This is a genomic window from bacterium (genome assembly GCA_030018315.1).
GTDB lineage: Bacteria > Hydrothermota > UBA3073 > JACQXS01 > JAGMCI01 > JASEGA01.
The window spans coordinates 136083-162907 of record JASEGA010000001.1; the positions used below are offsets into that span (position 1 = coordinate 136083).

The 26825-nt window shown below is 34.9% G+C and carries 32 protein-coding genes; all 32 read right to left on the reverse strand.

The annotated features are described in order from the left end of the window. Window positions 1-12: 12 nt before the first annotated feature. The 32 genes from QMD71_00765 to rfbF all read right to left on the reverse strand — a co-directional run bounded on the left by QMD71_00765 (window position 13) and on the right by rfbF (window position 26609). Window positions 13-1044, reverse strand: coding sequence for a GDP-mannose 4,6-dehydratase (locus QMD71_00765; GenBank protein ID MDI6839380.1), 1032 nt, complete (start codon window positions 1042-1044; stop codon window positions 13-15). A gap of 3 nt (window positions 1045-1047) precedes the next feature. Continuing rightward, the gene (locus tag QMD71_00770) at window positions 1048-2184 is read right to left on the reverse strand and encodes a glycosyltransferase family 9 protein (protein MDI6839381.1); all 1137 of its coding nucleotides are present in this window, start codon (window positions 2182-2184) and stop codon (window positions 1048-1050) included. Then, window positions 2141-2530, reverse strand: coding sequence for a hypothetical protein (locus QMD71_00775; protein ID MDI6839382.1), 390 nt, complete (start codon window positions 2528-2530; stop codon window positions 2141-2143). Before QMD71_00775 ends, QMD71_00770 begins: the two co-directional genes overlap by 44 nt. 25 nt (window positions 2531-2555) lie before the next feature. After that, window positions 2556-2987, reverse strand: a complete 432-nt coding sequence (locus QMD71_00780; protein MDI6839383.1) for a class I SAM-dependent methyltransferase — start codon at window positions 2985-2987, stop codon at window positions 2556-2558. A gap of 70 nt (window positions 2988-3057) precedes the next feature. Next, window positions 3058-4791, reverse strand: a complete 1734-nt coding sequence (locus tag QMD71_00785; protein ID MDI6839384.1) for a glycosyltransferase family 39 protein — start codon at window positions 4789-4791, stop codon at window positions 3058-3060. Continuing rightward, the gene (locus tag QMD71_00790; GenBank protein ID MDI6839385.1) at window positions 4792-5070 is read right to left on the reverse strand and encodes a hypothetical protein; all 279 of its coding nucleotides are present in this window, start codon (window positions 5068-5070) and stop codon (window positions 4792-4794) included. Between the two features lie 30 nt (window positions 5071-5100). After that, window positions 5101-5277, reverse strand: coding sequence for a glycosyltransferase (locus QMD71_00795; GenBank protein MDI6839386.1), 177 nt, complete (start codon window positions 5275-5277; stop codon window positions 5101-5103). A gap of 20 nt (window positions 5278-5297) precedes the next feature. Beyond that, the gene (locus QMD71_00800; protein MDI6839387.1) at window positions 5298-5504 is read right to left on the reverse strand and encodes a glycosyltransferase; all 207 of its coding nucleotides are present in this window, start codon (window positions 5502-5504) and stop codon (window positions 5298-5300) included. Then, complete coding sequence (locus QMD71_00805; protein ID MDI6839388.1) at window positions 5501-6499, reverse strand: radical SAM protein; 999 nt, start codon at window positions 6497-6499, stop codon at window positions 5501-5503. The genes QMD71_00800 and QMD71_00805 overlap by 4 nt, the downstream gene beginning before the upstream one ends. An 8-nt stretch (window positions 6500-6507) precedes the next feature. Next, complete coding sequence (locus QMD71_00810; protein ID MDI6839389.1) at window positions 6508-6864, reverse strand: cobalamin-dependent protein; 357 nt, start codon at window positions 6862-6864, stop codon at window positions 6508-6510. A gap of 202 nt (window positions 6865-7066) precedes the next feature. Beyond that, window positions 7067-7465 (reverse strand): hypothetical protein, encoded by a 399-nt coding sequence (locus QMD71_00815; GenBank protein ID MDI6839390.1) that lies wholly within the window; start codon window positions 7463-7465, stop codon window positions 7067-7069. A 75-nt stretch (window positions 7466-7540) separates the two neighbouring features. Beyond that, window positions 7541-7759 carry a glycosyltransferase gene (locus QMD71_00820; GenBank protein ID MDI6839391.1) on the reverse strand — a complete coding sequence of 73 codons (219 nt, stop codon included), beginning with the start codon at window positions 7757-7759 and terminating at the stop codon, window positions 7541-7543. Window positions 7760-7979: 220 nt separating this feature from the next. Then, window positions 7980-9293, reverse strand: a complete 1314-nt coding sequence (gene rfbH / locus QMD71_00825; GenBank protein ID MDI6839392.1) for a lipopolysaccharide biosynthesis protein RfbH — start codon at window positions 9291-9293, stop codon at window positions 7980-7982. 8 nt (window positions 9294-9301) lie between these two features. After that, on the reverse strand, window positions 9302-9991 hold the full coding sequence (locus tag QMD71_00830; protein ID MDI6839393.1) for a glycosyltransferase family 2 protein: 690 nt from the start codon (window positions 9989-9991) through the stop codon (window positions 9302-9304). Then, complete coding sequence (locus tag QMD71_00835; protein ID MDI6839394.1) at window positions 9988-11049, reverse strand: NAD-dependent epimerase/dehydratase family protein; 1062 nt, start codon at window positions 11047-11049, stop codon at window positions 9988-9990. Before QMD71_00835 ends, QMD71_00830 begins: the two co-directional genes overlap by 4 nt. Window positions 11050-11052: 3 nt before the next feature. Then, window positions 11053-12111 carry a radical SAM protein gene (locus tag QMD71_00840; protein ID MDI6839395.1) on the reverse strand — a complete coding sequence of 353 codons (1059 nt, stop codon included), beginning with the start codon at window positions 12109-12111 and terminating at the stop codon, window positions 11053-11055. A 156-nt stretch (window positions 12112-12267) separates the two neighbouring features. Continuing rightward, complete coding sequence (locus QMD71_00845) at window positions 12268-12807, reverse strand: hypothetical protein (GenBank protein ID MDI6839396.1); 540 nt, start codon at window positions 12805-12807, stop codon at window positions 12268-12270. Window positions 12808-13054: 247 nt separating this feature from the next. After that, entirely contained in the window at window positions 13055-13351 is a 297-nt protein-coding gene (locus QMD71_00850; protein ID MDI6839397.1) for a glycosyltransferase family 2 protein, read from the reverse strand. Between the two features lie 11 nt (window positions 13352-13362). Further along, the gene (locus QMD71_00855) at window positions 13363-14478 is read right to left on the reverse strand and encodes a radical SAM protein (protein MDI6839398.1); all 1116 of its coding nucleotides are present in this window, start codon (window positions 14476-14478) and stop codon (window positions 13363-13365) included. After that, complete coding sequence (locus QMD71_00860) at window positions 14453-14950, reverse strand: NUDIX hydrolase (protein MDI6839399.1); 498 nt, start codon at window positions 14948-14950, stop codon at window positions 14453-14455. Before QMD71_00860 ends, QMD71_00855 begins: the two co-directional genes overlap by 26 nt. Beyond that, window positions 14928-16676 carry a radical SAM protein gene (locus tag QMD71_00865; protein ID MDI6839400.1) on the reverse strand — a complete coding sequence of 583 codons (1749 nt, stop codon included), beginning with the start codon at window positions 16674-16676 and terminating at the stop codon, window positions 14928-14930. Before QMD71_00865 ends, QMD71_00860 begins: the two co-directional genes overlap by 23 nt. A 24-nt stretch (window positions 16677-16700) precedes the next feature. Next, entirely contained in the window at window positions 16701-17285 is a 585-nt protein-coding gene (locus QMD71_00870; protein ID MDI6839401.1) for a hypothetical protein, read from the reverse strand. Then, window positions 17282-17770 (reverse strand): hypothetical protein, encoded by a 489-nt coding sequence (locus tag QMD71_00875; protein ID MDI6839402.1) that lies wholly within the window; start codon window positions 17768-17770, stop codon window positions 17282-17284. The genes QMD71_00870 and QMD71_00875 overlap by 4 nt, the downstream gene beginning before the upstream one ends. Before the next feature lie 37 nt (window positions 17771-17807). Beyond that, the gene (locus QMD71_00880; protein MDI6839403.1) at window positions 17808-18341 is read right to left on the reverse strand and encodes a cobalamin-dependent protein; all 534 of its coding nucleotides are present in this window, start codon (window positions 18339-18341) and stop codon (window positions 17808-17810) included. Continuing rightward, window positions 18328-18537, reverse strand: coding sequence for a hypothetical protein (locus QMD71_00885; GenBank protein ID MDI6839404.1), 210 nt, complete (start codon window positions 18535-18537; stop codon window positions 18328-18330). The genes QMD71_00880 and QMD71_00885 overlap by 14 nt, the downstream gene beginning before the upstream one ends. 73 nt (window positions 18538-18610) lie before the next feature. After that, entirely contained in the window at window positions 18611-19747 is a 1137-nt protein-coding gene (locus QMD71_00890; GenBank protein MDI6839405.1) for a methyltransferase domain-containing protein, read from the reverse strand. Window positions 19748-19777: 30 nt separating this feature from the next. After that, the gene (locus QMD71_00895; GenBank protein ID MDI6839406.1) at window positions 19778-20527 is read right to left on the reverse strand and encodes a glycosyltransferase family protein; all 750 of its coding nucleotides are present in this window, start codon (window positions 20525-20527) and stop codon (window positions 19778-19780) included. 225 nt (window positions 20528-20752) lie between these two features. Further along, the gene (locus tag QMD71_00900) at window positions 20753-22573 is read right to left on the reverse strand and encodes a thiamine pyrophosphate-binding protein (protein ID MDI6839407.1); all 1821 of its coding nucleotides are present in this window, start codon (window positions 22571-22573) and stop codon (window positions 20753-20755) included. Then, window positions 22573-23154, reverse strand: coding sequence for a hypothetical protein (locus tag QMD71_00905; GenBank protein ID MDI6839408.1), 582 nt, complete (start codon window positions 23152-23154; stop codon window positions 22573-22575). Before QMD71_00905 ends, QMD71_00900 begins: the two co-directional genes overlap by 1 nt. A gap of 20 nt (window positions 23155-23174) precedes the next feature. Continuing rightward, on the reverse strand, window positions 23175-24686 hold the full coding sequence (locus QMD71_00910; protein MDI6839409.1) for an N-acetylneuraminate synthase family protein: 1512 nt from the start codon (window positions 24684-24686) through the stop codon (window positions 23175-23177). Between the two features lie 43 nt (window positions 24687-24729). Next, window positions 24730-25803, reverse strand: a complete 1074-nt coding sequence (rfbG, locus tag QMD71_00915; protein MDI6839410.1) for a CDP-glucose 4,6-dehydratase — start codon at window positions 25801-25803, stop codon at window positions 24730-24732. Between the two features lie 20 nt (window positions 25804-25823). Further along, window positions 25824-26609: a glucose-1-phosphate cytidylyltransferase gene (rfbF, locus tag QMD71_00920; protein ID MDI6839411.1), complete on the reverse strand. Its 786-nt coding sequence runs from the start codon at window positions 26607-26609 to the stop codon at window positions 25824-25826. Between the last annotated feature and the right edge of the window lie 216 nt (window positions 26610-26825).

Below are 26825 nucleotides of genomic sequence, written 5' to 3' on the forward strand. Positions count from 1 at the left end.
TAATCACCACCTCTAAAACAACTCCTTATTAGCTATAACCCACTCTATCAATTTGCTTATTCCCTTATCTATGTTTACCTTTGGAACCCAACCTAACTCTTCTTTTGCTCTTCTTATATCGCTTACATAAACTTTTTGGTCACCCGGTCTCCATTGACTAAAAGAGTAATTTATTTTTTTGTTCAAGAGCCCACCTATTTTGGCAATAAGTTCCAACAATGACAAAGTATTCTCTGGCCCACCACCTATATTATAGACTTTTCCACAGATTTTATCAATCTTCTTAACTACTTGCTCAAAAGCTTCTATAAGGTCATCTATAAATAAAATGTCCCTCGTTTGCATACCGTCTCCATATATTGTTAACTCCTTTCCTAACACCGATGATATTATAAAATGAGCTACCCAACCCTGGTCCTCGCATCCAAACTGCCTCGGTCCATAGATACACGACAGCCGAAACACCACAGTTTTTAAGCCATAAATTCTTGCATAATCTTGGACATATTGGTCGGCAGCCCCTTTAGAACAGGCATAAGGAGAATGAAAATTAAGATTTCTATTCTCTGAAACGCCCTCTTTTAATTCTTTATATTCATACCTATTTTCTTTACAAACTACCTGAATATCTTCCATTGCTCCGTATACTTTGTTAGTAGAGGTAAAAACTAATATCTGTCTATCTTTATTTATTTTTCTCATTGCCTCAAGAACATTCAGAGTACCAAGAGCATTTATCTCAAAGTCATCACGTGGATTTGCTACTGATGTAGTGACGGCTACCTGAGATGCAAAATGATAAATTATATCTACATCATCAATAACTCTTACTAATTTATCAAAATCACGAATATCTCCCACAATAATTCGTAGTGGCAATTCATGAATTGACCCTGCTGATTTTTCCGTTAACCACTTTATATTCTTTTCTACTCCTCTTCTTGACATATTGTCATATATTGTTACTGCATCTCCTTTACCGAGATAATAATTAGCTGTGTTGCTCCCAATAAAGCCTGCTCCGCCTGTGATTAAAATTTTCATTCCTTATTCTCTTTTTCGGGTTAATATGGTATTTACTGCTTCCATAACTTCATTTACTGTTATAAGTTCCATGCATTTATGGTCATTACATACTCCTTTATTACATGGATTGCAAGGTAAATGTTTTCTTATTACTATGTTTCTATCTCCCCAAGGCCACCAGCGAACTGGATTAGTAGGTCCCATAGTAGAAACTGTAGGAGTCCCAATCGCAGTCGCAATATGAAGGGGACCAGAGTTATTACAAATTAAAAGACTGCATCTGTCTATAATAGCAACTAAATTTCTTAAAGGTTCTCTTACATAGATAACAGGTTTATGCTTCATGTTACTTGCTATCTCTTCAACTATTTCCTCTTCACCCGGCCCTCCCATAAGTATAATCTTTGCTTTATATTCATCAATAATCTTATCTCCCACCCTTGCAAATCTTTCAGGTAACCAGCGTTGAGTAGGATAATAGCCACCAGGATGAATTCCAACTAATAAATCATTGTTTAAAATATTGTTATGAATTAGAAAATTATTAACATATTGTTTCGCTTCAGGAATAATTGAGAGCTCAGGCTCCTCGGTAGATATATTTCCACTAACTGCTCTTATTAAGTCAAGAGTGTGTTCTACAAGGTGTTTTTCCTTTTTATCAGGCATCACTCTGATGTTTAAAAAAATACTTTTACCTGCAATATTAAATCCAACCCGATATTTAGCACCACTTAAATAAGCAATGAGCGCAGTCTTCAATGGATAATCAAGATGTAAATCAATTGCAAGGTTAAATTTTTTCCTTCTATTTTTGGAGTGCAATAACGATGTTATTGCAATCTTTCCGTTATATGGAATAACTTCGTCCACATAAGGAGATTGAAGAAGTAAATCTTGAGTTTTAGGTGAAACAAGTATGGAAATATGGGAAATGGGAAATCTTTCTCTAAGCGCCCTTAAAGCGGGAGTTGAAAGGACAACATCACCAATCCTATCAATACGAATTAGAAGAATTCTCTTTATCTCATTAGGGTGAGGAGCTTTACTTTGCTTTGTAAGAAAAATTGAAAGAGTATTAAGAATCTTTCCTCTCAAGAATAGATATAGGCTATTAAGTTTTTGGCGCATAAAAGGCTCGTAGCTTGTTATCTTCATCGTTTGGCTTCCTTAACTTTAGAGTGACTGACTCTGAAAAATGCTTTCCTAATGGTAGAAATTCAAGTATGCAGTCAACTATTAATACAAAGGCAAATAAAACTGGGTGACAATTATATCGGGGACCTCCATATATTAAAGCACCACGCTTAATATCCTCCACTATAAAACCACCTTTTCTAACAATTCTCAGCCATTCATTTAATCCCTTTACAGAAATATGCCCACCTTCTTGTTTAAAATTGGATTTTGAAGAAATACTACTTCTGAATATCATTCCAATAATTCTAATAGCATTAGTTTTGTTTGGAGTAGTAATAATAACTGACCCGCCAGGTTTACACACTCTTTTTATCTCACTTAAACAATTCTCAGGTTTTTTTCAAATGCTCTAATACATCGTTACATAAAATAATATCAAAAGAATTTTGGGGAAACTCAAGATGTTCTGCATCACCAACTCTGAAATTTATATTATTAAATCCAAAGGAGTTATTTACTTCACGAGCAAACTCTATCTCTAACTCTGAAATATCAACTCCATCAAAACTAACTTTTTCTTTTACTTCCTTTAGCATATTAAGCAGGAATATATGATACCCATTACCGCATCTTGCATCTAAGACTTTAAAAAGCTTATCTTTTTTGATTTCTTGTTTAAAACAGGTAACTATATTTTTAAGTTTCTTGTATGTCTCATAGCTTTTAGTATAGCTACCAAGGTTTCTTTGAAAAACTGAATCTTTAAATTGCTCTAAGCTGATTTTAAATCTTCTCTTATATAAGTCATAAATTTCATTCATCTCATTATAGTGCCCACTCCATTGGACATGCGTAGCATCTCTCTAATTAAACTTTCTTTCTAATAAATTATCACAAATCATTTCTATCAGTTCTTATCCACAATGTATACGAACCAATATTCACACTTTTGAAATGATGAATTCGAAAATAATCAGAAATCAAATTAGAGCTAAATACATCTCTATATTGTTCTATAGTGTTCGAGGCTATTCCATAAACTACACAAGTGGGATTTATATCTTTCAATACTTTTATAAAATTTTCTGGTGTTGTTAAATCTCTACTGCTTACAACAAAGCCTGAATTTATTGCATCTAAATAATAAACTATTTCACAAGGAGCAATAATCCTATCATCGAAATTAATTCTTGATTTCAGAAACCTTACTAAATCCTTCGTGCCTTCTTTGCCATAAGTATATATTACCTGATATTTAGCTTTATATTGAATAATATTTAATGCTAAAGAACTGGAGATAAACATAATAAAAAAAGAAATTATACAAGCAGATATAAACCGCTGCTTTCTTCCCTTACGATAAAAAATGAATATTGCCAACGATAGGATAAGCAATGAGAAAAGCTTAAATAGCATATTAAGCGATTCTTTATGTAATATTAAAACATCAAAATGGCTTCTTATAAATCGCTCCTTTATTACATAATTTGTAAGATATAATAAGTCTCCAACAAAAATGATGTTGAAAATTAGCACAAGACCAATGATGATAATGAAACTCCTTATGCTATACAATATATCATGTTTAACCTTTGCTACAATATCTGCTATGAGAATACTCATAATTGAAACAACAGGGAAAAGATATTTCGGAAAACCATGAGTCATAGGTATAAGGCATAAATAAATCATAAAAATGATTATACTTATTATAATCAGTAAATCTTCACTGGTGTCTAAAATTTTACATTGAAAAATTCCATGTAATCTATCAATAATCTTCAATAGCCATAACAATAAAAAGAACGGTGAAAACCATAGGAGGGCACGAAAAATGTCGTATATAAATTGGGGGTCAAAAATATGTGTACCAACATGGCCTGAAGCTAATTCTATAAAAGATTTAAATATAGAAGATGGAGAATAATTAAACTTTAAGCTATATAATATCCAGAACACACCAAAAAATATAAAGCCTAAAATGAAAATTTTTACTATGGAAATACTTTCAATAAATTTTTTATTTATAAGAAGATAAAATAAAATAGCAAAAAGTATAAGGGGAGTGGTAAGTTTAGCACTTAATAATAAAGCAAAAACAAATGATAATTGGATTATATTTTTTGTGTTTAAACATTCCATATTCTTTAAAAATAAAAAAATAAAAGCGAGCATTAAGGTTGTTATTAGCGTATTATCGGGATCTATATGTAACGAGCCTCTAATCATAAAAGGATTTATGGAGAATATAAAACAGGCTATTAATGGAACAAAATAATTGTTTTTATCTCTGCAGAGTTTACTGCTAATAAAATAGATAAAAACAATTGAGATTAAACAACAAATTAGGCCAAATAACCTAAAAAATATAGTATTTGTCCCAGCTAATTTTCTTATAATACTTAATATAATTGAGTATAAAGGTGGGTGTGCAAATCCAGCTTTAGTTATGTATGAGAAATTGAGCCAGTGGCGACTGCCAGAAATTTCATCAGCTCCCATAAGGTATGGCACTGAATCAGCAGATGCCCATTCTTTCAAACTGGGGGTAGCAAAAAAAATATAAATAATTAGTGGTATGATGATTAAATAACGAAGAGGATTATTTGACATGCTATTTTTCATTTAAAAATTAAATTTAAAGTTTTTAGCAATTAAGATACAATATCGAAATAAGGTATCTATTATCTTCATTTTGCTACGTCCTTTAGTCCTTGCGATAAAGGTAATAGGTAGCTCAATCATAGAGAAGCCAGCTTTTTGAGCTATAATGAGATAATCAACATAGAAATCAAAATGCTTTGTTTTAATTTTATCTCGCAGAGTTAAAACTACTTCTTTCTTTTGTAATCTATAACCAGATGATTTGTCTCTTATTTTTAAGCCGCTCAAATATGAAAGCATATCATTTACCAATCTACTTAATACATATCGCTATATATGAACATTCTTCATAGTGCCACCCGGTATATACCTTGAGCCAATGACAACATCAACATCATTGTGCTCAAGCACTTTTAGAAATATTGGTAAATCTTCGGGCTGATGATTAAGATCGGCATCCATAGTCAGAATATGCGTTGCATCTTCAGAAATGTTATGAAAACCAATTTTAAAAGCCAGACCGACTCCTAATGGTTTTTCATAATAATATATATGAGACTTTTGGATTTATTTTTAAAGTCTTGTAATAATTCGAAAGCGCCATCATTGCCTTGAACAACCAAAATTATTTCATAGTCAACCTTAATACTTCTAAATACATTTATTAATCTACGGATTAATTCAATAATATTTTCTTTTTCATTATAAGCAGCTATAACAGCAGAAATTTTCATCTTTTCAATTTTATTGTTAATAAAGTTAATAAACCATTAATATTATTTTTAATCTGTTCCAATGACTTTGTATGTGATAATCTTGAAAAAATATACTTAGGTCTCATATGATATGCAAGATAAATACGCTTATATTCGTTAAACATTGCATCTGGAGAAAAATAATTGGTTCTATATACAGGGAGATTATGAAATACATATTTGCTCCAATCTCTTTCTACGATGTAGCCATTAGCATCGAGTTCATCGTACAACTCAGTACCAGGCAAAGGAATTAACATATGAATATCGGCAATATCAGCTTTGATTTCTTTTAAAAAACTTAATGTTTTATCTATCTCTCTCCGACTTTCGTTAGGAAAGCCGATTATAATAAAAGCTACTGTTTCAATACCAATTTTATGGCAGATATCAAATACCTTTTTAACCTTTCCAAGAGTTTGACCTTTCTTAATATAATCAAATGTTTCTTGATTACCTGACTCTACGCCAAAAGATAGAGAATAACAACCAGCTCTTTTCATCAAATTTAATAAACTATAATCTAAGGTATTAACATGCACTCCATTTGGTGTAGCCCATTTAAGGCGCCAGCCTCTGTTAATAATTTCATGACAAATTCCTTCAATGTGAGTGCGATTCAAAGTAAAAGTATCGTCAATAAAATGTATCTCTTCTATATTATATTTTGCAATAAGTATTTGTATTTCCTCTATAATATTTCTTACACTTCTCTTCCGATACTTACGTGAAAAAACTCCACGGCTACAAAAAGTACACATCAATGGACAACCACGACTCGTAAGTACTGAAGCAAACCGATTTGAGCGCGAGAGAGGATGATGGTAAGCATTCATATCAATTAAGTACCAAGCTGGAAAGGGTAAAATATCTAAATCGTAAATTGGCTCTCTTTCTCCTGTAAAAATTACTTTACCGTTTTTTTTTAAATAAATTCCATTAACTTGAGCCAGCCCATCAGGGTTGTTCAACAATGAATCTATTAACTCGCATATATAGTAATTTCGCCTTCTCCACTCACAACAATATCAACTGCTTCTTCATTAATTGTTTCCATAGGCAGATGCGTAGGATGAGGTCCTATCAATAAAGTTTTGATCTCCTTATTTATTTCTTTTACAATTCTACATAACTCTAAAGCCTTTTTAATCACTGGTGTTGTAGCCGTAATGCCTACAAAAAGAGGATTTTCTTTCTCAATAATTATCTTCATATCAGAATTTATCAATCCAGTAGCTTCCATATCGATAATTTTAACAGAATGAGCATTCTTTTCCAAAATGGCAGCCAAATAGAGTAATCCCATCGGCATAGCTATCCAGGCTGATTTTCTAATCATTCGCGAAGAATCAGAATAAGGGGGATTTACTAATATTATTTTATCTCCCAAGATAAAAAACTCCCTAAAGGGGTATATCGCCCTTATGGTAGTATCACGGCTTCTTCTTTATGGTCCACCAGATTAGAGCTTCTCTTAGACATTAAAATTCACTATTTTTAATCTAATGAGTGCATAAAGTATTGGTCATCTGTTATGCTTTTTAAGTGAAAAACTTTACCCTGAAAAGTGCAACAAGGGCATGTAACATATGATAAGGTTTTATCTTTTTACCCTCTTTTTGAAGTCTAGGTTTATAACCGATAGGAAGCTCACCAATTTTAAAACCGCTTTTACACATTTTGCTTACAAACTCAAAATCAAACCCAACTCCATAAGTATCAAATCTCATCTTTCTAACACTTGAGGTCCGATAAAGTTTTGCACCTATTATATCTGTAAAATTATAGTTATACCATTTATTGATTAAAAAGGTCGAAATGATAGTTGCAAGATACTCAGGTCTTTCTTTAATAAGTTCCCAGTAGGATAAGTTCTCGCGCCCCATTAACCTTGAGCCAAAAACAGCATCGTAATTATCACTCTCAGCCAATTTTATCATATCTAAGCATTTTGTGTGTTCGTATTCTAAATCTGCAAATTGTATAAAAATATGTTTACCTTTAGCAAGCTTTATTCATGCCTTTACAGATTTTCCAAACCCATAATTTCTATCCTGATAAATTATTTTTATGGATTTGTCTCCCATACTCCTAAGTAACTCTCTTGTACCGTCTTCCGAGCAATTATCAATCACAATTATTTCTTTTTCAACATTAAGAGACTGAGCATCCTTAATAGCTTGAAGAATAGTCTTAACTTCGTTATAGACTGTTACAATTATTGTTAACAGCATGATTACTATTTCAAAGGATTAGATTTCAACTCACAAAGATATTTATCTCAAATAATGCGTTAACCACAAATGACACGAATTATCACGAATAAATATAAAGGTTTAGAGAAATACCAAGAACTCCTTTTAAGTGAAATTTTTGACAATTTATTTCCATTCGTGTTCTTTGTGTCCATTAGTGTTAATTCGTGGTTTAAAAGCTTTCATGCATAATCTGGGTTTATTTATTTTTAAAGAACTCTTTAAACTTTTCAATTACAAAATTTATTTCATCCTCAGTTAACCCAGGATACACCCCAATAAAGAAAGTACTGTTCATAATTATATCAGTATTTTTTAAATCACCAATAACCCTATGTTTTATGTCCATGAAAGCTGGCTGTCGTAATAAATTTCCACCAAATAGATTGCGAGTCTCAATTAGATTGCTTTCAAGAAAATTGGTTAATTCATCTCTGGTAAATTTGCTGTTTTCTCTAACTGTAATAGGAAAGCAGAACCAAGAAGGGTCGCCTTTAGGAGTTACTTGGGGGAGAATTAGATGCTTTTCATAAGGTTTTAAACCTTCATAAATTCTCTTGAAATTCTCTTTCCTCTTTTGGGTAAATTTTTCCAACTTGTCCATTTGAGCACAACCTATTGCAGCTTGTAGGTCTGTCATTTTAAGGTTATATCCAATATGAGAATAGACATATTTGTGGTCATAACCATAAGGCAGTGTGCCAAACTGCTGGCTAAACCTTTTACCGCAGGTATTGTTTTTGCCGGGCTCACACCAACAATCCCGTCCCCAATCCTTAAAAGAAGCAATTATTTTCTTTAGTGACAGGTCGTTAGTAAGAACAGCACCCCCCTCTCCTGTTGAAATGTGGTGTGCAGGATAAAAACTACAAGTAGAAATATGCCCGAAAGAGCCAGTATATTTTCCTTTATATTTTGAACCAAGAGAATCAGAGTTGTCCTCAATAAACCATAAATTATGTTCTTTTACTATCTTCATAATTTTATCAAGCTCAGCGGGATTACCTAATGTATGCGCAATAAAAATTGCCTTTGTCTTTTCTGTTATTGCTTCCTCAATCTTATATACTTGAATGTTATAAGTTTCCAAATCAACATCAATAAATACAGGAATTAAATTATTTTGAATAATAGGACTTATCGTAGTGGGAAATCCACAGGCAGTAGTGATAACTTCATCACCTGGTTTTAATCTTTTTTCCCCAAGTTTTGGTGAAGTTAAAGAAGAAATTGCAAGTAAATTAGCTGATGAGCCTGAATTTGTTAATAAACAATATTTTATACCTAAAAATCCAGCAAGTTTCTCCTCAAATTGCTTTGCGTATCTTCCAGCAGTGAGCCAAAAATCAAGCGAGGCATCAACCAAACTTACCATCTCTTTTTCGTCATAAACTCTCCCTCCGTAGTTAATTTTTGTTTCTCCGGGAACAAATTTCTCCTGTTTTTCTCTTAATTTATAAAGTTCCGTAACCTTCTCAAAAATTTCTTTTCTAATTTGCTTTTCTGTTTTCATTATTTCTACTATAATAGTTTTACTCTTATCATTGCAATAATTGCATAAATCATATCAAACCACTTTACCTTTTTGCCTTCTTTAGCTGTCCTTGGTTTATAATAAACTGGAACTTCGCCAATCTTATAACCCTTCTTGCAAAGTCTGCTTACTAATTCAAACTCTAAAGCCTGGTTATCTGAAACACAACCCAAATTTTTCAAAATATCGGTTTTAATTAACTTGGGTGCAATCACATCCGTGAAATTTCTATGGTAAAATTTATTAATCAAGAATGTGGATATAATCGACCCAAGCCAGAATGGACGTTCCTTTATTAACTGTAATTTAGATTTATTTTTTACATTTAATAAGCGTGAACCAAAAACTGCATCCAGATTTTCATCTTCTAATTTTTTTATCATTGTTAACACATCTGTCATTTTATATTCCAAATCAGCTCCCTGTGCATAGAAATAATCACCTTTAGCCATGCGCATACCTAGTCGCCCAGAACGCCCAGCACCATAATTTTTGGGCTGAAATACCATCCTGATAGAACCGTCATCAATAGATTTAAGAATTTCTCTAGTGCCATCAGTACTGCAATTATCAATGACGATAATTTCTTTATCAATTTTTAACTGCTTGGCTTCTTGAATTGCCTGTGCAATAGTCCTTTTTTCGTTAAAACACCCAATTAGAATAGTTGTCTTCATTTTGAATGAAAACTAATTGTTTTTTTTATAGCTGTCATCAAATCCACTTTTACATCTAATCCTAATTGAGATTTCGCTTTTTTCACACTTGGCACATATCTCTCAGGTTTAACACCAACCTTAGGTTTTTTCTTTATAATTACTTCAGGCTTATTTTTAAAGCAATCACGTACCATATAAGCCAGCTCCTTTATCGTAATTGCTTCATCTGAACCCACGTTATAGGGCTCGCAGGACTTTCCTTTAATTAAAATGGTCCATAACCAGATGGCTAAATCAGCAGCGTAGAGATAGGAGCGATAAGGCGTTCCATCGCCGTTGACCTGGATTGGGCCGCCCTTCAATGCATCCCGGATGAAGTTTCCAATGGCGTAATGGATATCTAATGGAAGGTAGGGGCCAACAAAGGAAAAACAACGGGCAATTTTCGCTTCGATACCATACTCTCTTGAATAAAGCGCACAGAGGAATTCTGCTGTCCGTTTACCCTCTCCTAAGGCGGAGTTTGGGTCGGTAAAATGGGGTGCACCACAATAATCTTCCAAAATATGGGTCATGTCGAATGGTTGTTTACCATAGACAGCCCCGGAACTGGTCAGAAGAAATTTCTTGGCATGACACTGAAGAGCAAAATCAAGGGTATGTCTCGTTCCCTCAACAATGGTATCGAACATCAGTAGGGGGGCTTCGTTGTTGAATGTGGCACGGGCCGATGTGCTGGCGGCGTGAATGATATGTGAGAATTCCCCTTCTGGAAAATTGAAATTCCTAACATCTCCAATATGAAATTGGATTGCCGGATTGGCAGCAAGGTGTGGCGCATTCTTTTGGAACGCATCGTAATTCCTTGTAAGGACAAGGGCTGACGCATTAAGATCGAGGTTATCATTCGCCCAGGCAAAACTCTCCAAAAGCCAGCAGCCGAAAAAACCAGTGCCGCCGGTAATAAATAGACATTTCCCTCGGAGGTCTTCCCAAAGGCCTTCAGTATGGGTTAGAATGTGATCTAAATCGCTCGCGAGAGGGTTATCTCGATGTGCTCGCAATGACAGTTCCATTTTTTACCTTGAAAAGTACTGCTCATATTCTAAAGGTTTGGCTATTTGAATAGCAGGTTGTATCTCAAGTGCTCCAAATGACCTTCCATTACAATAATCACATACTTCAAGGAAATCTTTTTCTAAAAGAAACATTCTAATTTTCTTTTTCATCTCACAAATATTTATGGTTTCTATTGGCTCTTGAAAAAGATCTATATAATCATTCTTAAAATCCGGAACTGCCAGAATCCTATTAGCATTTGCTGCAAAAGGACATCTATATAGTCTGCCATTTGATAAAGTGATAGTATTTTTAGCGCAACAATTTTTAAATATTTCTTTTTGTTGTTCAATATTACGATAATGCCTCAATATTTCAGCACAATCAGTCCACCATCGAGCTTTTTCTGCATAAAAAGTTATCTTATTTTGTAGCAATATTTGAGTTAAATCGTTTATTTTTCTTGATAGTATGCCATAATCAGGAATAAGTACCAGTACCTTATTATTCTTTAAATATTCAATCTGATGCTCTCTAGGGACAATTGTTCCATTTGTATAGATTACGAGTTTGTGAACTTTGGGTTCATCTATTAATCTCTTTATTATTAGATGACTTTCTTTATTCATAAATGGCTCTCCGCCAATAACTCGAAATTCGTTAACTTCATCTATAATAGCACAAAACATATCTATGGTTTGCATTAATTCTTTAATATCGCAATCCTTGGGTTTTTTGTAATACTGCATAAGATTAGAGCAATCTCTGCATTTTAAAGAACAGCGTTCAGTAATAATAATATCTACACTTCTCAAAAAAAGTTTATCAGAAGTTAAATAGCTATCGTGACATAAAAGGCATGTACTAACTGCATATTCAACAAAGTCCGTTGGGGCACTGAATCGGTATTTATAGATATCGAAGTCTCTCAACAATAAATTGCTATCATACCATCTGGAGTATCCTAAAACATGTAATTGCTCAACTACATCTTTAATATCTGCGGCAGATATTAAAAAAATGGCATCCTTATATTTCTTCTTTAAATTTTGCGTATGGATTACTTCGATATTACACATAGAAGACTTTGTTTTATTGATATTATTGTCACAAAAGCATTTGACTTTAATTCCTACATGCTTCTCCTACAATTCTAGCACCAAATATTATTACCGGAATCCCTTCTCTCTTAATATTCTCAATAGTCTCTTGGTTTAATGAGTTTCCAATAATAGTCATCTACCGGCTCCTCTTTTTGAATATCTTTTATTAGCTTTATACTTACAAACCAATATAATTGGCCAAACGAGCTTTAATTTCATCAATATAGGAAGAATTCTGCTGTCACCCTTTGAGGGAGAATAAAATTTCAAATTATCTCTAAAATCTGAATCATTGACAATTTCATGAATAAGTTCATAAATCTTTTTTTTATTACTATTATTAATCTGTCCACAAGTACGAACTAACTGGATTATCGTGTAACTAACATATGTATGTCCAACTTCTTTTCTTACGTCGACACCAGAATTACAATTATTAAGAAAATAGCTTATATTTGCGAGAGCTTGCTTATATCCAAACAATTTTTGGAGATTATTGCTTGCCAATATAGTTGCTGATGTATAATTATCGTGAATCAGGTGGTTATATATGATTTCTTTTAAGAAAAATATTTCATTTGTATAATTTAAATAATCAAAATTAAAAGCTACATCCTCAAAAGTATGTAAATCAACATTAAAAAGAATATAATTATTCTTGATAATTGACAACTTAAATAATCTTCCCCAAGAATATACAAATAGTGGGAATCTATTGAGTTTTTTTAAATATAACATCTAATATAATCTATAATATCCTGTTTTTAGCAGTTTACTGCTTGAAAAAACAGCACTATGTCCGGAGTCAGAAATACCATCTTTAATTTTTTTAAAATCCCCTATTATTATGTCTACTTTGTGTTGGTTATAATTTTCAATTAAAATATTTAACGCGTTATTCTCGATGAAATCATCAGAATCAATAAAAAATGAAACTTCCATTTGAATTCTCTATGCCTATATTTCTTGCGGTAGCTGGTCCGTTATTTTTTGTGTGTATTACTCTAATTCTGTTGTCACTAAGTGCATATGCATCACATATTTCGTCGCTATTGTCAGTTGAACCATCATTTATCAGTATTATTTCAATATTTTTATAACTTTGATTAATGATACTTTCGATGCACCGGCGAAAATATTTCTCGCTATTATATACAGGAACTATAACGCTTACTAAATCTGGAATAAATTCTCGAGTATTTCTAACTTCTCTCATTTTTGCTCCATTTAACAGATAAAATCCTCAGCTGTAAATACTTCTTTATAAGGTACCGGGAGCGGTTTGCCATATATTTTTTTGACCACATAGTCATTAATAAATTTTCTGTCCTCTGCAATAAGACAAGTATCTATATAATTACCAAAATATTTAATCTTCAAACCTCTTTCAATAATGTCTTTTAATGGTTCTTTAAAAAAGTTACCCAGTGAGATATAAATATATGGACATGGCATCACATCGCCATACTTTGTAATAGACACCATTCTTTTAACTGCTATACAGCCTAAATTAAGACCATACGCTGGAGTTAAATGCGTAAATACATTATACTTTTTCTCTAATTCTCTTAAATAATTCATATCGTCTCTATTGACAAGGACATCAAAATTCCCTTCCCATTCTCCAACCGGCTTTGCTAATGTTACAAATACTCCAACGCCTTTTTTATTCAAAAATTCCACAAATTCAATGAACTCTTTTGACCTAACTCTTTGCTTTGTAACTACAGTTTGAACAATAATATTTAATCCGGCTTTCAAAGCCGCATCAATAGCTCTTATGGCTCTTTCATGCGAACCTTTTTTACGTCTGAATGCATCATGTTCAGTCGCCGAAAGGCTATCAAGACTCAACTGAATTTTATCAACGCCTATACTTTTTAAATGTTTTGCCTTTTCTGCATCCAAAAACCAACCATTAGTATCCGAAGTTATGTAAAATTTCTCAGGCTGGATAGCTTTAACTACATCATCAAAATCCGGGAATACTAATGGTTCACCGCCTGTAATAACAAAATGCGCAAGCCCCATTTCGTCAGCTTGTCGTGAAAGCTCCTTTACATCGTTAATTGTAAAAAATCTATCTCGCTTTTCGACTTTAGTTTCTGAACAATGTTTGCAACGAAAGTTACACCTATAATCGTATACAAGTCGAATTATAGCTATACTTTCTCCATTTTTAACTTTTTCATCAAATTTCATGACTTTTTCATAGACATACGGTTTTTCTTTTTTTAGCAAGCTCCTTTTTTTTATTTCACTTAATTTTAATTGTTGAGTTGACATAACATTTGTCTCCTTAATAAATCGATTTAAATCATATAAATTTTCGATACATCTCATGAACGGGGATTATGTTGTTTGGACATCCGTTGTGCCACGCCCATTGTCCTGGTTCTGGAATCCCTTTTTCATACTTGAGATTTTTATCGAGTGAACTGATTAATGTACATTCGTATAATAAGCAAATGAAGTGACCACGAACTCTTCTTGAAGGTATTATGACTTCATTAATTGCTAATGGCTCTTTCTTGAACTTTATTTTAGCCCCAAGTTCACTTGCAGCAACAGCATTAATTCTATCAGAAAGTTTTTCCTTATATCTTACGATACCGCCTGGAATATGCCAGCTGGGCGGATAATAACCATCATCCCTCCAGGTTAGAAGTGTATGATTCTGTTCATTTTTTATCAGCAAGTCCACATTAACCATCGGAGTAATTCTGCTTACAAAAAGGAATATATCCTCTGGCAGACCTTCCGTTGGGTTTTTAATCAAAGATTCTAATAACTCAATTATCTTCTTGATTTCCATGGTTAATCTTTCCAGCCTCCCTGTTCCACCAACTTCTCTGGTCTTTTAAGGAAGCTCTACATATTTCAACAACTTCAGGAAATAAATCTCTGTATTTTTCTAAAAGTTCCCGGGATCGAGAGTCATTTAGAACAAGCGCTCTTATCTTTTGTTCGGCAGATTGAGCCTCTTTCTCGTTTCCAAGGAGCCGTTCTGCACGACGGATTCCATCCCAAGCAAAAATATGAAAAGGATAAAGTTTAATTACACTTCTAAATAAAAGCCGAGCTTTGTTATAGTCACCACGTTGAAGATCATAATTATCAGCAAAATTACATTCTAAATTAGCTCTGTAGCACAATTCATTCAATTCGTCAGCAGTAATCCAAGGTGAATCAAAATCTCTATAATTAAACAATGTTTTATTCCACGCTTCAGGGGAATTGGTGATACAACCTGCCTCAATAAACTGGTCGTACATCTCTGAGCCAATAATAGGTGCTGCAATTAAAAACTTTGTCCAATTAGGCTTAAGGTGTTTCTTGACATAAGAAATTGATTGCAACATCTGTTCTCTTGTCTCTTCTGGAAATCCCAAAATTATATTAATTATGACTATAAGTCCTTTAGATTGAGCATAACGTATTAGGCATTCTGCCTTATCAAGGTTGAGATTTTTCTTTATTCGCTTTTGAGTCTCTGGATTGGCAGTTTCGACTGCAAAAGAAATAATGGAAATGTCAATGTAATCAATAAGAGCATCGATGATGTCTTCGTTGGTACAATTGATCGATAATGTTTGAGAAAAGGATACTTTTAAATGTTCTATGCCAGAATTATTCATCCCTTCTAATAATTCCAAAGCCCTTTTGGTTGTCGGGAGTGCCAAATCATCATATATATGAAAGTAATTTGCTCCGTAAGACTTATTTAATTGTCGCATTTCTTCAACTACGTTTTGTACATCTCTTTGACGCATTTTTCGACCATGTACAGTATGAGCTGCACAAAACGTACAGTTAAATGGGCAGCCTCTTGATGTAAGTAGGAATGCATGCTGATATTGCCCCCTATCCACGCCTATCTCATCCTCAAAAACCTGTGCTCCATCAGCATCTTGCCCAACATAACAACTCATTTTTAGTATGCTCCAATCGGGAAACGGCAGGTCGTTTAAATTCTTTACTGGAGTGGCTATTTCAGGTTTACCTGTTATATCATACCGAATTGCATCACGCGAATGAACACCCTTAATATCATGATTTTCTTCTTGGTGTAACAATGAAGAAAGAAGAAGTGGAAAACTTTCTTCGCCTTCACCTGCCACAACATAATCAACATCACGATTTTCAAGTAGATACTCAACAGCGTTGGAGGCATACATTCCGCCAACAATCACTGTAGCACCCGGCCAGATTTTTTTTAATAGAGGTAGGCAACGGCAAAAGAAGTCATGCTGTGATGAAAATGAAAAAGAAAAAGCTAAAATATCTGGAACATATGGGGATATAGCATTGATAGCTTCAGACGTAATCAATTCATCTAAATTTGTCGCAAACTTCGCTGAATCCTGCACGAGATAATCCACACAGGCGATATGCCCTTGGTGCTTTTGTTTTTTAAGAACTGCTGAAAGATATAAAATCCCAAAAGGAAAACATCTAATGACACGATTTGCCGTCCCTTTTATAAGATCCGGGAGTGAGAAAATCGGCATATTAACAAAAAGGATGTGCTGTTCTTTCATTTTTTATTTGCTCCTGTTTCATTTTTAATATCTGACTGGATTGAAATCCACCAGCCGACAGATGTCTATTATTTTCATTACTTTCGGATGGTTTTCCTTGGCTTGGCAGGATATCTGAGCAGCATGCGATGGAACGGCAACTACTACGACCCGAATCTCCTCTTCGTCCAAGATGGCGGGAGCATAGATTTTCTTGCCATAAAGGTCCATTTTCCTTTTGCTCTCGGAAATGTCCACTGGGAACACATTAGAATCGCGAAGCATCCTTGAGCGTCTGAACAGGTTCATGATTGTAAGGGTCATCCCCCAGAGGGCGACCTTGCCGTATTTCTTCAACAGGATAGCAACATTTTTCTCCAGATTTTCTCGAAGCTGTGGCGGACACGGAATATCATATTTTTGTCCACAATGGCTGCAATAAATGTAGTCGTTGGCAAACAACTTGATGTTTTCCCAAATGTTCTTTTGTGAACAGTTAGAACAAATACCCGATATCGTTTGCCGACCCATCTGCGGATCTACCCATTGCAGTTCGATTGAACCTATCTTTATTAAGCTCTGGGCTTCAGAGATATAGCAGAGAATTTCTGAAAATTTCGCATCGCTCATCTTAGAAATATTGATTTGGGGCAACCGTCTTTGAGATATTTCACCCGGTCCTTGATGATTCCATTCTGGCACGCATATTGGTAAATGTATAAACCTGGAAATGGCTTGATCAGTGTCAAATGGATATTATATTTCGAATGTTCTCGCCACCATTTCAAGGTATTGTGCGCGGTTTCAACTGTTTCTTCAATGTCACCGAATATGAAACAACCGTAGAAGGCAATTCCATGTTCATCCACCATCTTAAGTGTGTGCTCAATCTGCTCGATAGTAAAGCCCTTGCGCATACTCTTGAGAATCCGGTTATCCGCGCTTTCTAAGCCAAAGAACATAACATCGAGACCGCTGTCTTTCAGAATCGGAAGAAGTTCGGACGTGACTTTGCCAATTCTGAAGTCTGCATACCAAGGGATATTGTATTGTTTGATACGGGTACAAAACTCTTTGGCACGGTCGAGAGTTGGTGCAAATATCTCATCTGCCATAGAAATGTATTCGATGTTGTAACGAGAAACCCAGTAATCAAGTTCGGCAAAAAAAAATCATCAAGTGGTCGCAGGCGATATTTTTGCCAAGCGTATGACAGCAAAAGGTGCAGTGGTACGGGCAAGATCGACTTCCCAACATACAGATCATTCGATTTTTGTTTATTCCAGCGAAATGTGCCAGTGGAATCTCAAGATACTTTTCAATATCAAATCCCTCATAGTCCAGCCAGGAGATCGTACCAATGCTCTCGATGTCCTTGCGCGGATTCGTCTTTTTGAAACAGGAACAATCTTTGAAGATGAGTCCATCAACCTTCGAAAAATCCCCACCATTTTCCAGGGCGCGTGCAAGCTCACACATTGTCACCTCACCCTCACCGATCACACCAAAATCAACACACTCCAACGATTCCATGGCCGTTTCTGGGTCGGCAGAAATAATTCCACCGCCAACGACGGCCACGATATTCCTATTGACTCGTTTGGCTGATTCAATGACGTTTTTGACAAGATGATACTGAGGCGAAAGCCCCCCAGTCGCAACCACATGGACATTATTCTCTTCCATCGTGCTTTTCTTTTGATGATATCGAAAATATCGCCCTCCGATGATTCAAATTCAACGTAAGGACATTGAATCCTGCTTTTTTCATGCTCGAAGAGACATAGGCAATACCAAGTGGGAAGACATACCCGTCACCAACGCTTTGCACCAGGCGCGGCATGACAAGAAGAAAATTGAGTTTGCGCACATTATTGCTCATAGCGAATCCTCCTTGTTTGCTAAATAATCTTACCGAACTCAGATACTAACAGCGAAAAATATCTTTTGCAGGATTAACGTATTTCCAATCCATAGTCTCTTAGTATAGAAATATTTATATTTTTATCGAACTTCTGTCGTATAATTCTTGCTACTTCATCGGAGTAACTAGCCGCCATAACAATAACAGCATCTACCGGGTCTGAGTCAAGTATATCAGGAGCAACTATAGGAATATGGGTAGCTGGTGTATATTTACCCTGTTTAAATGGTGCAGAGTCAACGACATACTTGATTTTGTCGGTTAAATTTATTAAAGAAATAACTGCAAGTGCCTGATGCCCGGCACCCCATATTGCTACCTTTTTATCCTTAAAACGACGAATATATTCTTCTATTTCATTTTTAAGTTGCGCCTGATGTTTATAAAAATTAGAAATGTCTATCTTCCCCCTTTTCTTTACAACAGCAGAAATTATGTATTCGTACCACACTTCATTACAGTCAATAATTTCAAAACCATTTAGCCTTAATGTTGTATTTAAAGTTTCCTTGGTAAAATAAAATAGATGGTCACCTATAAATTCAGAAAAAAGTTTGTTTCGCAAAATCATATCAAAATTTGGCACCTCGACAAGTCCTATAGCGTCATCTGTCAAATTGTTATATATTCCTCTAAGAGTTGAATTTGGGGCAGGTAGGTGTTCAAGAAAACTCAACATAAAAAAGGCATCAAATGGGGCATAGTTTAATCTATCAGCACTGCTTTGGATAAATCCTGTTGAAACCTTTAGACCATTTTTGACACACTGCATTACCGATTTTTCTGAATACTCCAATCCATAAGCCTCTATACCAAATTCCTGCATAATGGACAGGAACTCTCCACAGCCACAGCCAATCTCAATAACTTTCTTTCTTTTGAGGGAATATTTTTGTATGAAGCTACCGAATTGCTTTCTTCGAAATTCTTTCATTTCCTCTGAAAAAGCAGCGGCGCGTATAACCTCCTTATAATAAGGGACAGGGTCATTGCTTAGCTGTACCAATCCACAACCTGAACACTGCCAGACTTTTAGGTCAACTCCTTTATCGCTTTCGAGCGACTCTGCGTCTGGCAAAAATTGAGCAGATTTTGGCATATTCTCATATCGTAGCAATGGTTCTTCAAAAAATTCATGGTTGCAGACTCTGCATTTGTTTATTGGCATAAAATACTCCTATAGTTCACCTTTTTTCTGTCAGATAATTGTTCTCGGGATACGAGCATTTAATTTAGCGATTTCAGGCCTTCTTTCGAAAAGCTCCAATATATCTTTCATCGTAAATATTTTATCTGGTTCGTAAAGTTCGTTGTAAATCTCAGTTAATAGCCTATAGTCCTGTTCGTAGTCAAGGACCCATCGATGATGGTGTAGACCTTTGAAGAGTTCAAGACAACCTATCCGAAAAAGTTCGGGATGCCTTTGCATATATGGTGTGATATGTTCTCTATCAGATGGTCGTTCTGTGTTTTCCCAGGCCTTTTTGAGTGTAGGATAAGAAAAGACGGTTACATCTAGCCCAGTTGGGAATTCTCCCCCAAGATAACAAAAATCGTAATTTCCTCTAAAATAATATGTAATCACTGCATCAACTACATTAGGCTCTACAACAGGGCAATCGGCCATGATTCTAACAATATGCTGCAAATTATACTTCGTAGCTGCTCGAAAGAATCTATCCAAAGGGTCCTCTTCTCTGCCTCTGAATATTGTAACGTCGAGGTTTTCAAATAATCTCATAATGGCTTCATCTCTTTTATTGATAGTAGTTGCAATGATAATCTTTTTGATATTCATGCAATGCTTTATCCTTTCATAAACATGCACAATGACGGGTTTGCCAGCCAAAGGAAGCAGAACTTTACCAGGTAATCTGGTGGAACCAAGGCGAGCTTGAAGAATGGCTGTGACTCCTTTATCGCTTTCGAGCGACTCTGCGTCTGGCAAAAATTGAGCAGATTTTGGCATATTCTCGTAATTATAGCAATGGTTCGTTGAAGAATTCAGTGCCACATACTCTACACTTGTTTATGGGCATAATATCATTTTCACTTTGATAAGACATAAATCAATATTTTTATCGCAGATAAAATCTGCTCCTACAAGGGCGAACACAGAGGTTCGCCTCTACATTTATGACATTTCAAGACGAAAATGATATAAAATACTCCTTTATTCATCATCAATAATCGGAATCAGCATATTCTCTTTGAATTCTTTCCGGTCCAGAAACGGCGCCATGTCCTCTAACGGCCTGGAAACAAAGCTGCCGTCCTTTTTCTGGTATGAAGATACTTTCGGCGCAGTAACATGTTCATAAGATAATACTACTTCACAAATTACTGGGCCCTCCATATATAATACTTGTCGGACTTTCTCTCTAATATCCTTATGAGAATTCAATTGTATAGAAGGGATTCCAAAACTATCTGCAATTTTCCTTACATTGGGCAATGTTAAACCACTTGCAGGGTCACTAGCCACAAGACGACCTTTAAAGTAATTATTTTGAGTTGCACGTATGGAGGCATAACCTTGATTATTTAAGACAAAAAATTTTATCGGTAGGTTTAATCTCTTTACAGTTTCCAATTCCTGCATATTCAAACAAAATCCACCGTCACCCTCAATGCATACGGTTCTTTTCCTACCACTTGCAATACACCCACCAATACTTGCAGGTATCCCAAATCCCATTGGACCAAGTCCTTCACTGTTAAATATCCGCATCCCTTCTTTTACTCTGAATGCCTGCATAGTTACTTCGCTACATGCCCCTGAACTTCCGGGTATTAACAAATCATTTTCAGACATTTCATCAGATAAAACATCAACCAGTACATAGTTATTTACATGCCCTTCTTGTTTCCAATATTCAGGCAACACGACAGGATACTTTGCCTGCCACTCTTTACATTTTTTTAACCAGTTAGTTCTATCAATGAGTTCTATTTTATCCCTCTGTTTGATAAATTCTTGAATAAACGCTTTCGCATCACTGCAAATAGGTACATCAATAGGCATATCCATTTTATTGATTTCATTTGAATCAATGTCGACCATCACTTTTTTTGCACCCCGTGCAAAATTCCTATGATTATATCCTGTTTGCCCAAAGTCAAGACGTGCCCCAATGATTAAGATGAAATCTGAATTTTGTTGACTAAAATTGGCGCCCCGTTGACCAACAGCACCGGGCCGCCCTGCAAAAAGCTTATGTGTCTCTGGAATAAAATCAATTGCTTTCCAGGTTGTCAGAACAGGCACCTGCAAAATCTCTATAAGCTTCAAGAAATCTTCTATACCATCAGCAAGTCTTACACCGTTCCCAACCAGCATTACTGGCCTCTCAGATTGATTTAATAACTGGATTGTTTTACTTACTTGCTGTCTGAGTAAATCTAAATTTGTTGGTTGCTCTATTTCGTCTGGTTTAAATCCAACTAACTTTTTTTCGTCAATCATCATTGCTTGAACATCCAGTGGAATATCAATCCATACAGGGCCGGGTCTTCTATTTTTTGCAAGATAAGTCGCTTTCTCTAAATGGTATCGGATAGTTGACGGCTCTTTCACAGTAACAGCATATTTTGTAATTGGAGATACAAGTCTTACAATATCAATTTCCTGAAATCCCATTTGTCTAACACCTCTATCTCCAACCATATCAGACCGCTTTACTTGTCCAGAGATGAATATACATGAAGTTGAGTCAAGCCAGGCAGCTGCAACACCTGTGATTGTATTCGTGCCTCCAGGACCGCTGGTAACAAGAGCAACCCCAAAATTATTCGTGTATTGTCCATATGCGTCTGCAGCAATAGCACAGGCCTGTTCATGAAGATTACATATATAATCCAAATTTGGATTTCTCCCCAACGAATCTACAAGATGCATACAAGCGCCACCCGGAAGCATAAAAACATGTTTTACACCAATACTCTCAATAAAATTGAAAACGAAATCTGAAAGCTTGATTAATTTTTTATTCACTATGTAATTTCTGTTAACAAATCTAAAATCTCAGGTAGAGTCAATTCACCATTATTCCATGGTTGAGAAACCAAATATGATTGTATTCCTAATTTCCTTGCACCTTCAACATCTTTGGTTTCGTCATCAATAAAAAAATCCACTTTACCAAACCAATCTAAATATTCTACTTTACTTTTATCATAGATTGGCATGTATGTATTTGGACGACTGGATGGTATGAAACTAATTGTCCTTATCCATTTTCCAAAATGCCACAAAACCCATTCCACTGCTGCAGCAACCGTATGTTTTGGCCTTGTAGTCAATGCTATATGTCTAAAGTCCTCACCGTATTTTTTAAACCACCTTACTACATTTTCATCTGGTTTCATGGCCTTTGCTTTATTCGAGTTTCTGTAAGCATCTAATAGTTTAAAATAATCCTCTTTTCCCAATCCCAACAGGTCATTTGGTGGATTAATTGTTAGATTTTGATAACTCAAGTGGCAATCCGGATTCGAGGGCAGCCAGCTATTTTCTAACCAGGACCTCGTTAAGTCATTTAACACATCATCAATATCCCATACAATCGTTTTCATTGCCCATTTAGTAATTTAAACTATTCCATCCAATAGGTTAGATAGGTTTTACGATTCTTATTCTTTAATATCGTTTTATCAGTATAATAAGAATCCTCATTATAATGCGTAGATGAGATTTCTTCAATTATGGCACCTGTTTTTGTTGCGAAACTATGTCTTACACCACGTTTTATTGTTATAACATCCCCTGAACTGTATTTTTGTTCTTTTCCATCAAGACTCAACAAAATATCACCATAAAGGATGACAAAGGTTTCTTCTTTCTCTTTATGATATTGCTCAGGATGTTTTTGGTTAGGTAAAACGATAATTAATTTTTTACAATATTCACGATTAACCACTGTAATCATAGTAACTCCATATTCATCAAAACGGTCAACTCCATAATGATGGGAAATCTCCAAACTTGCTTTACCAGGGACAATCACTTTTCCTTTCTTTAATAATTTTTTTACCTTTTGCACAATTGAATAAATTTTTTCCCTTGTTTCTGTCACTTTAACATTTTCAAACATTATCGGCTCATTGATATTGAAATCCTTCTCCGCATTATATTCAGTGTACTTGGACATATCATTGGCAACCAGTTGATTATCCTGATTAGGGAATGCAAAAAATGTATTTGATAAATCTATCCTTTCTCCTTTTAAAATCCTCTTACTTGCAAAAACGCCACGTCTAAATTGTCTAAGGTCAGCCAGTTCCTTTTTAGTAAACTTTGCCCTTTCACCACAAATACCACACATTTGAAAAGCTAAATTGGCTGACTTCAACCATTGTGCAATTTGCTCTGGAGTCGCTGAATAAGCATTTTTTGGAAACTCATCTGTCTCAACGGCGACATGCTTCTCAAATATACTCGCACCTTTGGCTATAGCAATTTTTATGGCATCCATATTGTTAGGATCTTCATGAGTTGAAAACCCAACCGTTATATCAGGATATCGTTTTATAAATAAATCAATTTGATTTAATTGTAAATTTTCTGCCTTCGTGGGATACTCTCCAACACAATGCATAATTGCCAGTTGTTTTTCTCTATGCTGGAAAAAACTAACTACTTTATCAATTTCATCCAAAGATGAACCAGCTGTTGAAGCAATAATCGGTTTGTCCGATTTAGCAATTCTCTCCAATAAAGGCCAATCAGTAAAGGAACAGCTGCCAATTTTAATAATATCAAAACCATGTTTTTCTATCAAATCAACTGAATTCTTATCAAAAGGTGTGCAAATTGAGACAAAACCAAGATTAGTAATTTCATTTTTTAACCTCTTAAATTGATTTTCAGTAAGTCGTGTTTCTTGAAAACGTTTGATATACTTTATATCGGTTCTGTTCTTAAAATCTGGATGGATAAATGTATCTAAATGCCGATACTGAAGTTTAAATCCAAAATTGAAGTCAAAATTCTTACTGACCTTATGTATCTCTCTAATAATCCTTAAGCCATGTTCAACACTTCCCATATGGTTATTAGCCATCTCAAAAATAAACAAGTTATGAAAAATATTATCCCTTACTTTCATTTGTGATCTCCTTTATATTCGTATAATTATATGCTTCATTGCTTCAGCATTTCTCCATATCTGAAATGTAATCATTTATTTGGGCAACACAAATATCATATAAATCATCTTTGTCACTCTTTTTATACCACTCAACTGTCTTTTCAATACATTTTTCAATACTCCATATAGGACTCCAATTTAGATAGGTTCGTGCTTTGTTTATATCTAAAGTTAAAGTTTTTATCTCATGGGGAGATTCGTCTGGAGCAGTCCTCCAACTCCCTTGACCGTATTTTTTTATAAATAGTTCCACTAATTTTCTTACTGTAATTATTGAATCGCTATTTGGGCCAAAATTCCATGCCCCACAATATTTTTTTGGCTTTTCATACATTTTTGAACCCAAAAGTAAATAGCCCCATAATGGCTCCAGCACATGTTGCCATGGCCGGATAGCATCAGGGTTTCTTACCTCAATTGGTTCCCCTTTTTTAAATGCCCTTACACAATCAGGGATGATTCTATGTTTTCGCCAGTCGCCACCACCAATCACATTGCCTGACCTTACGGAAGATAAACTTTTTGCGTGCTTTTCAAATTCTTGAGGATTAAAAAATGAATTCCTGTAAGCAGCAGTCACAAGTTCAGAACATCCCTTACTGGAACTATAAGGGTCATATCCTCCCATTGGATCATTTTCACGGTATCCCCAGACCCACCCCTTGTTATCATAACATTTGTCACTGGTCACATTTATGATAACTTTCACTGAATTAGTCTGGTGAGCTGCCTCAAAGATATTGACTGTTCCTAATATATTAGTCTCATATGTTTCTCTGGGATTTTTATAAGATTCTATAACTAAGGATTGAGCAGCAAGATGAAAAACGAACTCTGGTTTATATTTATCAAAGACAGCTTTTAGTTTTTTGTAATCTCTCACATCTCCAATAATATGGGTAATCTTCTCTTTTAGATTAGTAACAACAAAATTATCATCCTTTGTATAAGGCTCCAATGCATATCCTATAACATTTGCACCAAGCTCCTTCAACCAAATGGAAAGCCAAGACCCCTTAAAGCCAGTGTGCCCTGTTACTAAAACAACTTTATTTTTGTAAGAATTGTTGAACATTGGTGTAATCCGTGGCCTCCTCAATCGCTAGGTTGCCATGGTATCTTACCACTTTCCCAAATTTCGTTCAATAATAAATAATCACGATATGTATCCATACATTGCCAGAAGCCATCATGGTGGTAAACTTTTAATTGCTTCTCTCTCGCTAATCGCTCAAGAGGTTCTTTCTCAAAAACACAATTATCATCTGATGTTAGATATTTAAAGAGTTCTTTACGAAATACCATAAACCCACCATTTATATCACCCTCTAAACCATGGACTTTTGGCTTCTCCCTAAATTCTATAACATCATTGCCCTTTGTAATTAATTCTCCCCAACGAGTAGGTGGATTTATACCAATAAGGGTTCCAATAGCTCCATGACTCATATGGAACTTGACTAATTTATTCAAATTTACATCTCCTAATCCATCTCCATAAGTAACCATAAAGTTATCTTCTGAAATATACTTTTCGCACCTCTTAATTCTTGCGCCAGTCATAGCTTTGTCACCAGTTTCAACTAAAGTAACTTTCCATCCAACCTCTGGATGAGTTCTGTGGATTTTGATATTCTTATGACTACTCAAAGTCACTGTAAAATCTGAATTATAAAACTCATAATTAAGAAAATAATTTCTAATAACATCGCCTTTAAAACCCAGTGCTAAAACAAACTCCTTGAATCCATAATGAGCGTATATATTCATAATATGCCATAAAATTGGCTTCCCTCCAATCTCAACCATTGGCTTGGGCCGATATTCGGTCTCCTCTTTCAGTCTCATCCCAATTCCACCACAAAGGATTATTGTTTTCAATTTTCCTCCTTTTTATTTATAATTATAAAAAATAATAAAAGTTTGTCAAGTTTTTATTTATCAAAAGCTCTAAAAAGGTCATAGTTTTAAAACTTTGAGTAAGTTAAGGAGTCTAATCCTTAATGATAATCTCTCTTTTACACTTTATTCCGTGGCCTTCAATCTTAAATGCATCTACAGTAGAGCTCTCAAAGCGTGCAGGTGATATCGCCCTTT

Bases quoted from the DNA above. Each gene is read 5' to 3' on its own strand.
- QMD71_00810 (MDI6839389.1), bottom strand. From the start codon at position 6,864: ATGATTAGAAAATCAGCCTGGATAGCTATGCCGATGGGATTACTCTAT.
- QMD71_00840 (MDI6839395.1), bottom strand. From the start codon at position 12,111: ATGTGTAATATCGAAGTAATCCATACGCAAAATTTAAAGAAGAAATAT.
- QMD71_00885 (MDI6839404.1), bottom strand. From the start codon at position 18,537: ATGAGCAATAATGTGCGCAAACTCAATTTTCTTCTTGTCATGCCGCGC.
- QMD71_00830 (MDI6839393.1), bottom strand. From the start codon at position 9,991: ATGAAGACAACTATTCTAATTGGGTGTTTTAACGAAAAAAGGACTATT.
- QMD71_00875 (MDI6839402.1), bottom strand. From the start codon at position 17,770: ATGGCAGATGAGATATTTGCACCAACTCTCGACCGTGCCAAAGAGTTT.
- QMD71_00890 (MDI6839405.1), bottom strand. From the start codon at position 19,747: ATGCCAATAAACAAATGCAGAGTCTGCAACCATGAATTTTTTGAAGAA.
- QMD71_00910 (MDI6839409.1), bottom strand. From the start codon at position 24,686: ATGAAAGTAAGGGATAATATTTTTCATAACTTGTTTATTTTTGAGATG.
- QMD71_00765 (MDI6839380.1), bottom strand. From the start codon at position 1,044: ATGAAAATTTTAATCACAGGCGGAGCAGGCTTTATTGGGAGCAACACA.
- QMD71_00770 (MDI6839381.1), bottom strand. From the start codon at position 2,184: ATGAAGATAACAAGCTACGAGCCTTTTATGCGCCAAAAACTTAATAGC.
- QMD71_00855 (MDI6839398.1), bottom strand. From the start codon at position 14,478: ATGAGATGTATCGAAAATTTATATGATTTAAATCGATTTATTAAGGAG.
- rfbH (MDI6839392.1), bottom strand. From the start codon at position 9,293: ATGAAAACAGAAAAGCAAATTAGAAAAGAAATTTTTGAGAAGGTTACG.
- QMD71_00820 (MDI6839391.1), bottom strand. From the start codon at position 7,759: ATGCTGTTAACAATAATTGTAACAGTCTATAACGAAGTTAAGACTATT.
- QMD71_00815 (MDI6839390.1), bottom strand. From the start codon at position 7,465: ATGATAAAATTGGCTGAGAGTGATAATTACGATGCTGTTTTTGGCTCA.
- QMD71_00905 (MDI6839408.1), bottom strand. From the start codon at position 23,154: ATGAAAACGATTGTATGGGATATTGATGATGTGTTAAATGACTTAACG.
- QMD71_00870 (MDI6839401.1), bottom strand. From the start codon at position 17,285: ATGAGCGATGCGAAATTTTCAGAAATTCTCTGCTATATCTCTGAAGCC.
- QMD71_00860 (MDI6839399.1), bottom strand. From the start codon at position 14,950: ATGGAAATCAAGAAGATAATTGAGTTATTAGAATCTTTGATTAAAAAC.
- QMD71_00800 (MDI6839387.1), bottom strand. From the start codon at position 5,504: ATGAAAATTTCTGCTGTTATAGCTGCTTATAATGAAAAAGAAAATATT.
- QMD71_00880 (MDI6839403.1), bottom strand. From the start codon at position 18,341: ATGGAAGAGAATAATGTCCATGTGGTTGCGACTGGGGGGCTTTCGCCT.
- QMD71_00780 (MDI6839383.1), bottom strand. From the start codon at position 2,987: ATGAATGAAATTTATGACTTATATAAGAGAAGATTTAAAATCAGCTTA.
- QMD71_00790 (MDI6839385.1), bottom strand. From the start codon at position 5,070: ATGCTTTCATATTTGAGCGGCTTAAAAATAAGAGACAAATCATCTGGT.
- QMD71_00785 (MDI6839384.1), bottom strand. From the start codon at position 4,791: ATGAAAAATAGCATGTCAAATAATCCTCTTCGTTATTTAATCATCATA.
- QMD71_00865 (MDI6839400.1), bottom strand. From the start codon at position 16,676: ATGAAAGAACAGCACATCCTTTTTGTTAATATGCCGATTTTCTCACTC.
- QMD71_00835 (MDI6839394.1), bottom strand. From the start codon at position 11,049: ATGGAACTGTCATTGCGAGCACATCGAGATAACCCTCTCGCGAGCGAT.
- QMD71_00850 (MDI6839397.1), bottom strand. From the start codon at position 13,351: ATGAGAGAAGTTAGAAATACTCGAGAATTTATTCCAGATTTAGTAAGC.
- rfbG (MDI6839410.1), bottom strand. From the start codon at position 25,803: ATGTTCAACAATTCTTACAAAAATAAAGTTGTTTTAGTAACAGGGCAC.